Below are 13,185 nucleotides of genomic sequence, written 5' to 3'. Positions count from 1 at the left end.
GTGTTTCTCCTTTAATGAGATGAAAGAGCGTGCTTATTCTTTCTCTGCTTAGGAGCGATAAAGAAGCTGATGAGAAAGAAGACAGCAGAAGTGAGGACAATACAAGACCCGACGGCGATGTTTAAGCTATAGCCAATAAAGAGTCCCAGGATGGATGCAAGAGCACCTAATCCGGATGAAAGGAGCATCATGGACCAGAGACTATTGGTATAGAGATAAGCTGTCGCAGCGGGTGTAATGAGCATGGCGACGATGAGAATGGTTCCGACACTCTGCATAGCAGTGACAGAAACCAAGGTCAAGAGCACCATAAGGAGGTAGTGATAGACCTTGACCCGGACGCCCATGGATTGAGCCAGAACAGGATCAAAAGATGTGAGCAGTAAGGGTCGAAAGAGTAGGACAATCACCAGCAAGACCGCAGCACCAACACCGATGGTTATCCACATATCCCGGTCTTGGACGGCCAAGATATTCCCAAAGAGGATGTGGAAAAGGTCGGTGGAACTTTTAGCGACTCCAATCAGGATGACTCCTAAGGCGAGGAAAGAAGAAAAGGTAATCCCAATTGCAGTGTCGCTCTTGATGATGGAGTTGCTCTTGATATAGGTGATAAGGACGGACGCCAGGAGGCCAAAGACAATAGCGCCAATAAAGAAATTGATGCCCAGGATAAAGGAGAGAGCCACACCAGGAAGAACTGCGTGTGAGATAGCGTCTCCCATGAGAGACATGCCTCTTAAAATAATGAAGCATCCAACGGCTCCAGCGACAATCCCGATGGCGATGGCTGTGATCAGGGCATTCTGTAAGAAGTGGAATTGCTGTAATCCATCGATAAATTCTGTAATCATCCGACGCCACCTCCTATAAAGAGTTCATGCCCATAGGCTGCATGCAGATTTTCTTTGGTAAAGGTTTCCTCTGTTTTCCCAAATGCAATCAGTTTACGATGAAGGAGGAGGACCTGGTCGAAATAAGCTGGGACCTTGCTGAGGTCGTGATGGACGATCAGAATGGTCTTGCCTTCTTGTTTCAAGGTCTGGAGGGTCTGCATGATGATGTCTTCGCTGACAGAGTCAATCCCTGCGAAGGGCTCATCCAAAAAAATGACATCCGCTTCTTGGACCAAGCAGCGGGCGATCAGCACCCGTTGGAATTGCCCTCCTGAAAGCTGGCCGATCTGGCGATCCGCTAGATCAAGAAGATTGACAAGTTTCAAGGCATTTTCCACTTTTTGGAGATCTTCTTTGCTTTTTCTCTTGAAGATAGAAAGGTGGGGATAAAGACCCAGTGAGATGCACTCTCTCACCGTGATGGGAAAGTGGAAATCAATAGCGGATTTCTGTTCGACGTAGGCCACCCGTTGAAGAACTTGGCTGAGATCTTTTTGATCGAGCTGGACCTTTCCCGCATGAGGGAGAAGTCCTAGCATGGCCTTGATTAGGGTTGATTTTCCAGCCCCATTGGGGCCAAGAATGCCTAGGATGGTTGGACCCTGGATGGTGAGGGAAAGATCCTCCAAGGCCAGTGTTTGCTGGTAAGCAACACTGAGATGTTCAAATTGAATCATGATTTTGCTCCTTTACCATTAATATACATGAATAAAAAAATTAAGTCAAGTTAATTTTTGAAATAATTATACACGAATAAAAAGTTAAGTCAAGTTAATTTTTAAAATAATTCAACTTAAATCTCTTGAAATCATTGAAAAAAGTTCCTATTTTTGATAAGGTTATTACAAAAGAATGAAAGCGAGAAGATCATGGTACGTTTACAAGATGATTTTTATGATTACGTCAATGGGGCATGGGCTGAGACAGCTGTGATTCCAGATGACAAACCGTCAACCGGTGGTTTTATGGACTTGATCCAAGATATCGAAAACTTGATGTTGGATATTACCGGAAAATGGCAACGAGGAGAAGAATTGCCTGAAGATAGCATTCTGCAAAACTTTGTCAAATACCACAAAATGGTGGCAGATTTTGATGCACGGGAAGCAGCTGGTGTGGCTCCAGCTATGCCCTTGATCAACGAAATCAAGGCCTTATCTTCCTTTGAAGACTATACCAGCAAGTTGGGCACCTATGAGCTAGCTGGCAAACCAAATCTCTTGCCATTTAGCGTGTCACCAGACTTTATGAATGCCCAAATGAATGTCTTGTGGGGAGAGTCTCTTGCTCTCATCTTGCCAGATACAACCTATTATGAAGAAGGCAACGAAAAAGGCCCAGAATTACTGGCTATCTGGCGCCAAATGATGGAAAAACTCTTACCTAAATTTGAATTCTCAGAGGCAGAAATCAAGGATATCCTGGATAAGGTCATTGCGGCGGATGCAGAATTGGCCAAATATGTCTTGTCAAATGAAGAAAGATCCGAGTACAACAAACTCTATCATCCTTATGAGTGGTCAGATTTCAAGGCCTTGGTCCCAGAATTGCCACTCGATGCCTTCTTTACTGAAGTGATCGGACAAACTCCGGATAAAATCATCGTGCCAGAAGAGCGTTTCTGGAAGGAATTCGCACCAAAATACTACTCGGCAGCCAACTGGGAAACCATTCATGCCAAATTGAAACTTGGTGCAGCTTTAGATTGGACGTCTTTCTTGACGGAAGAAATCCGTGTCTTGTCTGGTGAATATGGACGGATGATCACGGGGATTCCAGAACCTCGTCCAAAAGAAAAAGCAGCTCTGGCCTTGGCAGAAGGACCTTATAGCCAAGCGCTTGGACTCTGGTATGCGGGCGAAAAATTCTCACCAGAAGCAAAAGCAGACGTAGAGCATAAAGTAGCGACCATGATTGACGTCTATAAGGAGCGCTTAGAAAAAGCAGACTGGCTCGCTCCTGAAACTCGTGAAAAAGCCATTGTCAAACTCAATGTCATCACACCACATATCGGCTACCCTGAAAAATTACCAGAAACATACGCCAAAAAGATCATCGACGAAAGCAAGACCTTGGTTGAAAATGCTCAAGCCCTTTACGAAATTTCCATTGCCCATACTTGGAGCAAGTGGAACCAACCGGTTGATCGAAGCGAATGGCACATGCCAGCCCACCTGGTCAATGCCTACTATGATCCGCAACAAAACCAAATCGTCTTCCCAGCAGCGATTTTACAAGCACCTTTCTATGACCTTCACCAATCATCATCAGCCAACTACGGCGGAATCGGTGCAGTCATTGCCCATGAAATCTCCCACGCCTTTGACACCAATGGAGCATCCTTTGATGAGCACGGTAGCTTGAAAGACTGGTGGAAGCCAGAAGATTACGAAGCCTTTACCGCTCGGACTCAAAAAGTCATCGATCAGTTTGAAGGACAAGACTCTTACGGTGCCAAGATCAACGGGAAATTGACCGTTTCTGAAAACGTAGCAGACCTCGGTGGTATCGCTGCAGCCCTTGAAGCCGCTAAGAAAGAGGAAGATTTCTCAGCAGAAGAATTCTTCACCAACTTTGCTCGCATCTGGCGCATGAAAGCTCGGACAGAGTACATGCAACTCCTCGCAAGTGTCGATGTCCACGCACCAGGAAAACTCCGCACCAATGTTCAATTACCAAACTTTGACGAATTCTTTGAAACCTTTGATGTCAAAGAAGGAGACGGCATGTGGCGCGCACCAGAAGATCGTGTGATCATTTGGTAGTCTAAGATACTAAGCCCGTAAAAAAAGCGAGAAGAAAATAGGAGATTGACCATGTGGGCCATACCCACCAGTCAATCTCTCTTTTTCTCGACGGTCGTAAAAAAATAAAAATCCCCAAAGCCAAGTTTCAATCTACTGAAACTAGTTTTGGGGATTTTTGAGTGGATTAGAAATAACAGTGAATGTCATGATCTAAAAAAACTTGCTGGTAGTCATATAAATCTTCTGGATGCAGGGCTTTTATTCCTTCCATTTCATAGCGACGTCCTAAAAGCTTGTATTTGTTTTCTCCAAACTGGTGAAATGGGAGAAGTTGTACTTCATCGATGTTGAGAGAATTAAAAAGGGAAGCAAATTCTTCAGCATCAGTTAAAGAGTCATTGAAATTAGGAATGACTGGAATACGTAAAACGATTGTTTTGTTTTGAGCAAAGGCATAATGAATATTTTTAATAATCAGATGATTGTTGACTCCGACAACCTTCTTATGTTTAAGTGTATTGTAATGTTTAAGGTCTGTATAAATAAAATCAACATACTGAATGAGATCGACAAATTTCTCATGTTCAACAAAAGCTGTCGTTTCGATTGCAGTATGAAGTCCAACTTCTTTCGCAGCTTTTAAGATAGCTTTGGCAAATTCAAATTGAGCGAAGATTTCTCCACCAGACAGGGTAAGGCCACCACCAGATTCTTCGTAGAAGTCAACGTCTTTTAAGACATCATCTATGATCTCGGTAACTGTTTTTTCTTCTCCTGTGATGGTTTCCTTTTTAGTAACAGCATCCAACATTTTTTCAGGATTTGCACGCTGGGATTCAGGATTGGAGCACCATGGACAACGTAGGGGACATCCTTTTAAAAATACAGTAGTTCGGATTCCAGGACCATCATGGATACTAAAGTGTTGGATATTAAAGATTATGCCGCGATTTTGTTCCATATTTTTGCTCTCCTATCAATCTAGTAAGTCCATTATACATTATTTAAGAAACTAATTCAATTACGAACGAAAGTTTATTTTGTTTTGAATTCACTCGAAAATTTGCTAAAATAGAGAAGAGGTAAAAACAATGCAACGTTTAGATGAAATATTGAAATTAGTATCGGAATTTGAAAAGATTGATGTTAATAGTTTGTCTGAGAAATTACAAGTCTCTAAAGTGACCATTCGAAAGGATTTGGACAAGCTAGAATCCAAAGGATTATTGCATAGAGAACACGGCTATGCTGTTTTAAATAGTGGAGATGATATCAATGTTCGACTGTCCTTTCAATATGATACCAAGAAAAGAATAGCCAGGGAAGCTGCTAAATTAATTAAGGATAACGACACGGTTTTGATTGAATCGGGCTCTACATGTGCCTTGCTAGCGGAAGAAATTTGCCAAACAAAAAAGAATGTCAAGATTGTGACAAATTCTTACTTTATTGCAGATTATATTCAGGAATATGATTCTTGTAAAATCATCCTACTTGGTGGTGAATTTCAAAAAGAATCGAGAGTGACTGTAGGTCCGCTTTTGAAAGAATTAATCCGCTCTTTTAGAGTTCCCTTTGCTTTTGTAGGGGTAGACGGATATGATGACGAACTTGGCTTTACTGGGAAAGATATGATGAGAAGTGAAGTTGTTCAAGCTATGTCCGATGTTTCTAAAGAAGTGATTGTCTTAACAGATTCAAGTAAATTTGGGAAATGTGGAACTGTCAGACGATTTGCACTTTCACAAGTTTCGAGAGTCATAACAGATAAGAATATATCTCAAGAAGCGAAAGAAAAACTTGAGGATTCACAAACAATTTTAACTTTAGTATAAGAAGGAGAAGCCAATTGAAAGATGAACGGAAAAAGTTACTTGCTAAATTAGCCTATCTATACTATGTTGAAGACAAAAGTCAATCGCAAATCGCAGCAGAAACTGGAATCTACCGTACAACTGTCAGCAGAATGCTAGCAGAGGCCAAGAAAGAGGGCGTAGTAAAAATTGAAATCGAAAACTTTGATACTCGCCTCTTCCATTTAGAAAATTATATCAAACAAAAATATGGCTTAAAAGCTATCGAGATTATACCGAATCTAGTTGATGAACCTCGAGAAAGCCTTGAAAAGCGACTGGCGCAAGCAAGTGCGGTCATGCTTCGTAATTTGATTGAAGATGGAATGACAGTCGGATTTTCATGGGGCAAGTCTCTCAGATTAATGGTAGAACAAGTTGGAACGAAGCGCTTGGATGGTGTACAGTTTTATCCCCTAGCTGGAGGTCCCAGTCATATTCATGCTCGCTACCATGTCAATACGCTGATCTACAGTATGGCGAGTAAATTTCATGGGGAATGTCATTTTATAAACGCGAGTGTCATTCAAGAAAATTCTGAGGTGACGGAAGGCATCTTATCTTCTAAGTATTTTGAGGATTTGAAAGCTAGTTGGCGTTGTTTGGATGTTGCGGCTGTAGGGATTGGTGGCTATGCAGATAGCAAGAATCCTCAGTGGTTTGATATGCTGACATCAAATGATTTTAAGAAATTGGAGTCAGAACATGCTGTAGGAGAAGTATGCTGTCGTTTCTTTGATCAAGAAGGTATCCCCGTTTATCCTGAATTACAGGAAAGAACAATATCTATCACATTGGAGGAATTGAGAGAGGTACCAAACACCATCTCTTTGGCCTACGGTGATCAGAAAGCAAAAGCACTTTTATCGGTTTTGAAAGCCAACTATATCAATCATTTAGTCACAGATGAAGCAACGATCTTAAAAGTCTTAGAATTAGATGGTGATCAGCAATTTACTAAAAAATAGGACAGCAGGAATGCAGTCCTTATTTTTTTGAGTTGAATAGCACAAATGTGCAAAAAACAAAAACAATAATCAAATGTTGTGATTTTTATTGACCGGCAAAAATATAAATGGTATATTGACAATAGAAAAAGCGCTTTCAGTAGATTGATAAAGGAGTGTAGTGCACATGGAAATAATTGTTGCAGACCAAATTATTATGGGATTGATTTTAAATGCGGGTGATGCTAAACAGCATATTTACCAAGCTTTATCATATGCTAAGGAGGGCGATTTTACATCTTCTGAAGACGAAATTGCGAAAGCAGATGCAGCATTGCTAGAAGCGCATAACTTGCAAACACAATTTTTAGCCCAGGAAGCAGGTGGGACAAAGACAGAGATTACAGCTTTGTTTGTGCACTCACAAGATCACTTAATGACTTCAATCACAGAGATTAACTTGATCAAAGAAATGATTGACTTACGTAAAGAACTTTCAGCGAAACAATAAGGAGGAAAAGAAGATGAAAATTGGATTGTTTTGTGCAGCAGGATTTTCAACAGGAATGTTGGTAAATAATATGAAGGTGGCGGCTAAGGAATTAGGGATTGATGCTGAAATCGATGCCTATTCTCAAGCGAAATTAGCAGATTTTGCTCCTGAAATCGATGTCGCTTTGTTGGGCCCTCAAGTAGCTTATACTTTGGATAAATCAAAAGCGATTTGTGAGGCAAACCATATTCCTATTGCTGTCATCCCTATGGCAGATTATGGGATGTTGGATGGTAAGAAAGTACTAAATCTAGCTCTAGAATTGCTAGGAGAAAAATAAGGAGGCTTCCCATGTCTAATTTTAATTCTCAGAAAATTATCGCTCCAATCATGCGGTTTGTAAACTTGAAAGGAATTATTGCTCTTAAAGATGGGATGTTAGCGATCCTTCCATTAACGGTAGTTGGTAGTTTGTTCCTGATTATTGGGCAATTACCATTTGAAGGCCTTAATCAGGCTATTGCTAGTGTATTTGGCGATACGTGGACAGAGCCATTTATGCAGGTTTATTCAGGAACATTCGCCATCATGGGCTTAATTTCGTGCTTCTCCATTGCTTATTCATATGCTAAAAACAGTGGAGTAGAACCCTTGCCAGCAGGAGTTTTGTCCCTATCTTCATACTTTATCTTGTTAAAATCTTCTTATGTACCAGCTAAGGGAGAACCAATTGGTGATGCCATTGCAAAAGTATGGTTTGGTGGTCAAGGGATTATCGGGGCTATTATTATAGGTCTGGTAGTTGGTGCGATTTATACTGTGTTTATCCAAAGACACATTGTTATTAAAATGCCAGAACAAGTACCTCAAGCCATTGCCAAACAATTTGAAGCGATGATTCCTGCTTTCGTGATTTTCTTACTATCAATGATTGTCTATATCGTATCAAAAGTAGTGACAAGTGGCGGTACTTTCATTGAAATGATCTATGATGTCATTCAGGTTCCTCTACAAGGTCTAACAGGATCACTTTACGGAGCGATTGGAATTGCCTTCTTTATTTCGTTCTTGTGGTGGTTTGGTGTGCACGGACAATCAGTTGTCAATGGTGTAGTAACAGCCTTACTACTTTCTAACCTGGATGCCAATAAATCAATGTTGGCAGCTGGGAAGCTATCCGTTGAAAATGGTGCTCACATTGTAACTCAACAATTCCTAGATAGTTTCCTTATTTTGTCTGGATCAGGTATAACCTTTGGTTTGGTTGTTGCTATGTTATTTGCTGCTAAGTCAAAACAATATAAGGCACTTGGGAAAGTTGCAGCTTTTCCTGCAATCTTCAATGTTAATGAACCCGTCGTATTTGGCTTCCCAATTGTAATGAACCCAGTGATGTTCCTTCCATTTATTATCGTTCCAATTTTAGCAGCGATAATTGTTTATACTTCAATTGCTATTGGGTTCATGCATCCATTCTCAGGTGTGACCCTTCCTTGGAGTACACCAGCCATTATTTCTGGATTTATGGTTGGAGGTTGGCAAGGTGCTTTCGTTCAAGTGCTGGTTCTCGCAACCTCGACTGTCGTATATTTCCCATTCTTCAAATTCCAAGATAATCTTGCCTATAACAACGAATTACAAGCTGAAAAATAGTGCGTTTATTAGGAGTGCACAGATGTGCGACTAGAATAGAATTTATAGGTATTATCCATAATTCATTGAAATTCGTAAAATTTAATGCTACTATAGTTACGAAAGAAAACAAAATAATTTCAAAAGAAAGGTTTTGAAAAAATGAAACAAGTAGAAGTAGCAAGTACAAGCATTAAAACAGAATATTTTGGAAGCCTCACTGAACGCATGAATAAGTATCGTGAAGATGTCTTAAACAAGAAGCCTTATATCGACGCTGAACGTGCCGTTCTTGCAACTAAGGCATATGATCGTTATAAGGAACAACCAAATGTTCTTAAACGTGCCTATATGTTGAAAGAGATTCTTGAAAATATGACAATCTATATTGAGGATGAATCCATGATTGCTGGAAACCAAGCATCCTCTAATAAAGATGCTCCGATCTTCCCAGAATATACTTTAGAGTTCGTTCTGAAGGAATTGGATCTTTTTGAAAAGCGGGATGGTGACGTCTTCTATATTACGGAAGAAACGAAAGAGCAGCTCCGTAGTATCGCACCGTTCTGGGAAAATAATAACTTACGTGCAAGAGCTGGAGCTCTTCTACCTGAAGAAGTATCTGTCTATATGGAAACAGGATTCTTCGGTATGGAAGGGAAGATGAATTCAGGAGATGCCCACTTAGCAGTCAATTATCAAAAATTATTGCAATATGGCTTGAAAGGTTTTGAAGAAAGAGCCCGCCAAGCTAAAGCAGCCCTAGATCTAACGGATCCAGCTAGCATTGATAAGTACCATTTTTACGATTCTATCTTTATCGTAGTTGATGCTGTTAAGACCTATGCTCAACGATTTGTTGAACTTGCTAAACAACTTGCTGAGACAGCAACTCCTGAACGTAAGAAGGAATTGCTTGAAATTGCAGAGATTTGCTCAAAAGTTCCATACGAGCCTGCAAGTACATTTGCAGAGGCTGTTCAGTCTGTTTGGTTTATCCAATGTATTCTTCAGATTGAATCAAATGGACACTCACTTTCATATGGCCGTTTTGACCAATATATGTATCCATACGTTAAAGCTGATTTGGAAAGTGGACGGGAAACTGAAGAGAGTATTGTTGAACGCTTGACCAACCTTTGGATTAAGACTATTACAATTAACAAAGTACGTAGTCAAGCACATACCTTCTCATCTGCAGGTAGTCCGCTTTATCAAAATGTTACGATTGGTGGTCAAACGCGTGATAAGAAAGACGCTGTTAACCCATTGTCTTATTTAGTGTTGAAGTCTGTTGCTCAAACTCACCTTCCTCAACCAAACTTAACTGTTCGTTACCATGCTGGTTTGGATGCCCGCTTCATGAACGAATGTATTGAAGTTATGAAGCTCGGATTCGGTATGCCTGCTTTCAATAATGATGAGATCATTATTCCATCCTTTATTTCAAAAGGCGTGCTTGAAGAAGATGCTTATGATTACAGTGCAATTGGTTGTGTAGAAACAGCTGTTCCAGGTAAGTGGGGATATCGCTGTACAGGTATGAGTTATATGAACTTCCCTAAAGTTTTGCTCATTACGATGAATGACGGAATCGATCCTGCTTCTGGCAAGCGCTTTGCACCAAGCTTTGGTCACTTTAAAGACATGAAGAGCTTCGATGAATTGCAAACAGCATGGGACAAGACCTTACGCCACTTAACCCGCATGAGTGTGATCGTAGAAAACTCTATCGACCTATCTCTTGAAAGAGAAGTGCCAGATATCCTCTGTTCAGCTTTGACAGATGACTGTATTGGACGTGGAAAACACCTAAAAGAAGGTGGGGCTGTCTACGATTATATTTCTGGTTTACAAGTGGGTATTGCAAACTTATCCGATTCGCTTGCAGCGATCAAGAAACTGGTATTTGAAGAAGGGCGCTTAACACCACAAGAGCTATGGCATGCTCTGAAAACCGATTACGAGGGCGAACGTGGAAAAGAAATCCAAGAGATGCTTATCCATGATGCACCGAAGTATGGAAACGATGATGACTATGCAGACAGCTTAGTTCGAGAAGCATACGATATTTATGTGGATGAAATTGCTAAATATCCAAATACTCGCTATGGACGTGGGCCAATCGGTGGTATCCGTTACTCAGGTACATCTTCTATTTCAGCCAATGTAGGACAAGGTCGTGGAACATTAGCTACTCCGGACGGTCGTAATGCTGGAACTCCACTAGCAGAAGGATGCTCTCCATCCCACAATATGGACCAACATGGCCCAACATCTGTTCTAAAATCAGTTTCTAAATTGCCAACAGATGAAATAGTTGGTGGTGTTTTACTGAACCAAAAAGTAAACCCACAAACTTTAGCCAAAGAAGAAGATAAATTAAAACTTATTGCTTTACTCCGTACGTTCTTTAATCGTCTACATGGATACCATATTCAATATAATGTGGTTTCTAGAGAAACGTTATTAGATGCTCAAAAACATCCGGAAAAACACCGTGACTTAATTGTACGTGTTGCAGGCTACTCAGCTTTCTTCAATGTACTATCAAGAGCTACACAAGATGATATTATTGGACGGACAGAGCATACTCTATAGTAAAGAGGTATGTATATGGAATTTATGCTTGATACTTTAAATATAAATGAAATAAAAAAATGGGCTCGAGTGTTACCTCTTGCTGGGGTAACCTCTAACCCAACAATTGCCAAAAAAGAAGGAGAAATCGATTTCTTTAAACGGATTCATGAGGTTCGGGAGATCATTGGTGAAGCTCCTTCTATCCATGTGCAAGTTGTTGCGAAAGATTATGACGGTATTTTAAAAGATGCTGCGAAAATTCGACAAGAATGTGGCGGAAATGTTTTTATTAAAGTTCCGGTTACTCCTGAGGGGTTGGCAGCTATCAAAACATTAAAATCAGAAGGTTATAAAATTACTGCAACCGCAATTTATACTGTATTTCAAGGTCTTTTGGCTATTGAAGCAGGCGCAGATTACCTTGCTCCCTATTATAATCGAATGGAGAACTTGAATATTGATTCAGCACAGGTAATAGCACAATTGGCAGATTCAATCGAAAAAAATCAATCATCAAGCAAAATTCTAGCAGCATCCTTTAAGAATGTCGGTCAAGTCAATCGAGCATTCAAAGAAGGGGCACAAGCCATCACTGCTGGGGCTGATGTCTTTGAAGCGGCTTTTGGAATGCCGTCAATTGAAAAAGCGGTGAATGATTTTGCAAATGATTGGTCAGCTATTCATCATCAGAATATAATTTGATAAAGGAGGAGTATATGAGAAATTTTGCAAGTCCGTCACGTTACATTCAAGGGGAAAATGCCTTATTTGAAAATGCAAAACCTATTTTAGAACTGGGGAGTCATCCTGTATTACTATGCGACTCAGTAGTCTATGAAATCGTAGGAGAACGATTTGAAAAATATCTCCTTCGGTATGGATTTACAGTCTTGCCAGTCTTCTTTAATGGAGAAGCTTCTGATAACGAAATCAATCGTGTGGTTAGTTTGGCAGAAGAAAATGGCTGTGATTTGGTCATTGGACTTGGTGGAGGAAAGACCATCGATAGTGCGAAAGCTATTGCCGATCTTTTAAAATCACCAGTTGTGATTGCTCCTACCATTGCCTCTACAGATGCTCCCGTTTCCGCTTTGTCAGTTATCTACACGGATGAAGGTGCCTTTGCTCGCTATATTTTCTATTCTAAAAACCCAGAATTGGTCTTGGTGGATAGCAAAGTCATCTCTCAAGCACCAAAACGTTTGCTCGCTTCTGGAATCGCAGATGGATTAGCGACTTGGGTCGAAGCGCGTGCGGTAATGCAAGCCAATGGAAAAACCATGTTGGGTCAACGACAAACCTTAGCGGGTGTCGCCATTGCACAACGTTGTGAAGAAACCTTATTTGCAGACGGTCTTCAAGCCATGGCTGCTTGTGAAGCCAAAGTCGTAACCCCTGCTCTTGAAAACATTATTGAAGCTAATACCCTTCTCAGTGGGATTGGATTTGAAAGTGGGGGATTAGCAGCTGCCCATGCCATCCATAATGGCTTTACTGCCCTTACTGGGGACATCCACCATTTGACTCATGGTGAAAAAGTAGCCTATGGAACCTTGGTTCAATTGTTCTTGGAAAACCGTCCGAAGGAAGAATTGAACAAATACATTCGTTTCTATCAACAAATCGGTATGCCAACGACTCTGAAAGAAATGCATCTTGAAACTGCAAGTTATGAAGATCTTCTCAAAGTTGGTCAACAAGCCACCATCGAAGGAGAAACCATCCATCAAATGCCATTTGAAGTGAAGGCTTCTGATATTGCCCAAGCCATCGTAGCAGTAGATGCCTATGTTCAAGGTTTAGACTAAATCAATATCTGTCATTCACAGATAATGTAGACAAACTGATTTTTTACATCAAACAAACTAATGGATGCCTAAAAAATTAAAATTAGATACTTTTTAAGGCTCATTAAAAAATACTTAGGAACTTTCCGCCGTGAGAAAAGTGCCTGAAAACAATTGTTTCAGGCACTCGGGAGTTTTGAGACCTTAGGCTCAAAACTAAGTCATGGAACTTCTTCGAAGTTCGCTG

Annotated in this window: 12 protein-coding genes; 9 read left to right on the top strand and 3 right to left on the bottom strand. The window is 40.6% G+C overall.

The window, feature by feature from the left end; all coding sequences use genetic code 11:
* Positions 1-11 precede the first annotated feature (11 nt).
* Both ADI76_RS08220 and ADI76_RS08215 read right to left on the bottom strand, forming a co-directional pair.
* Positions 12-854: a metal ABC transporter permease gene (locus tag ADI76_RS08220; protein WP_003004302.1), complete on the bottom strand. Its 843-nt coding sequence runs from the start codon at positions 852-854 to the stop codon at positions 12-14.
* The gene (locus ADI76_RS08215; protein ID WP_049515716.1) at positions 851-1,573 is read right to left on the bottom strand and encodes a metal ABC transporter ATP-binding protein; all 723 of its coding nucleotides are present in this window, start codon (positions 1,571-1,573) and stop codon (positions 851-853) included. The genes ADI76_RS08220 and ADI76_RS08215 overlap by 4 nt, the downstream gene beginning before the upstream one ends.
* A gap of 192 nt (positions 1,574-1,765) precedes the next feature.
* Between ADI76_RS08215 and ADI76_RS08210 the strand changes: the two genes are divergently transcribed.
* Positions 1,766-3,661: a M13 family metallopeptidase gene (locus tag ADI76_RS08210; RefSeq protein WP_049515713.1), complete on the top strand. Its 1,896-nt coding sequence runs from the start codon at positions 1,766-1,768 to the stop codon at positions 3,659-3,661.
* Between the two features lie 166 nt (positions 3,662-3,827).
* Here the strand turns inward: ADI76_RS08210 and ADI76_RS08205 are convergent, their stop codons facing one another.
* A complete protein-coding gene (locus ADI76_RS08205; RefSeq protein ID WP_048691616.1) occupies positions 3,828-4,604 on the bottom strand; it encodes a glycyl-radical enzyme activating protein in 777 nt (258 codons plus the stop codon).
* Positions 4,605-4,734: 130 nt separating this feature from the next.
* Between ADI76_RS08205 and ADI76_RS08200 the strand changes: the two genes are divergently transcribed.
* The 8 genes from ADI76_RS08200 (at position 4,735) to ADI76_RS08165 (ending at position 12,959) form a co-directional block, all read left to right on the top strand.
* Positions 4,735-5,478, top strand: coding sequence for a DeoR/GlpR family DNA-binding transcription regulator (locus ADI76_RS08200; protein WP_048717589.1), 744 nt, complete (start codon positions 4,735-4,737; stop codon positions 5,476-5,478).
* A 14-nt stretch (positions 5,479-5,492) separates the two neighbouring features.
* Entirely contained in the window at positions 5,493-6,464 is a 972-nt protein-coding gene (locus ADI76_RS08195) for a sugar-binding transcriptional regulator (protein WP_049486456.1), read from the top strand.
* 166 nt (positions 6,465-6,630) lie between these two features.
* Positions 6,631-6,954, top strand: coding sequence for a PTS lactose/cellobiose transporter subunit IIA (locus ADI76_RS08190; protein ID WP_049486455.1), 324 nt, complete (start codon positions 6,631-6,633; stop codon positions 6,952-6,954).
* Positions 6,955-6,967: 13 nt separating this feature from the next.
* The gene (locus tag ADI76_RS08185) at positions 6,968-7,276 is read left to right on the top strand and encodes a PTS sugar transporter subunit IIB (RefSeq protein WP_013904534.1); all 309 of its coding nucleotides are present in this window, start codon (positions 6,968-6,970) and stop codon (positions 7,274-7,276) included.
* 11 nt (positions 7,277-7,287) lie between these two features.
* A complete protein-coding gene (locus tag ADI76_RS08180) occupies positions 7,288-8,589 on the top strand; it encodes a PTS sugar transporter subunit IIC (protein WP_049515712.1) in 1,302 nt (433 codons plus the stop codon).
* A gap of 141 nt (positions 8,590-8,730) precedes the next feature.
* On the top strand, positions 8,731-11,169 hold the full coding sequence (locus ADI76_RS08175) for a glycyl radical protein (RefSeq protein WP_049491043.1): 2,439 nt from the start codon (positions 8,731-8,733) through the stop codon (positions 11,167-11,169).
* Positions 11,170-11,184: 15 nt separating this feature from the next.
* Positions 11,185-11,853 (top strand): fructose-6-phosphate aldolase, encoded by a 669-nt coding sequence (locus ADI76_RS08170; RefSeq protein ID WP_049486453.1) that lies wholly within the window; start codon positions 11,185-11,187, stop codon positions 11,851-11,853.
* Positions 11,854-11,867: 14 nt separating this feature from the next.
* Positions 11,868-12,959 (top strand): glycerol dehydrogenase, encoded by a 1,092-nt coding sequence (locus tag ADI76_RS08165; RefSeq protein ID WP_049506401.1) that lies wholly within the window; start codon positions 11,868-11,870, stop codon positions 12,957-12,959.
* The last annotated feature ends 226 nt before the right edge of the window (positions 12,960-13,185 follow it).

This window comes from Streptococcus parasanguinis (assembly GCF_001074805.1).
GTDB lineage: Bacteria > Bacillota > Bacilli > Lactobacillales > Streptococcaceae > Streptococcus > Streptococcus parasanguinis_A.
This window is presented reverse-complemented; position numbering and strand designations above follow the sequence as displayed.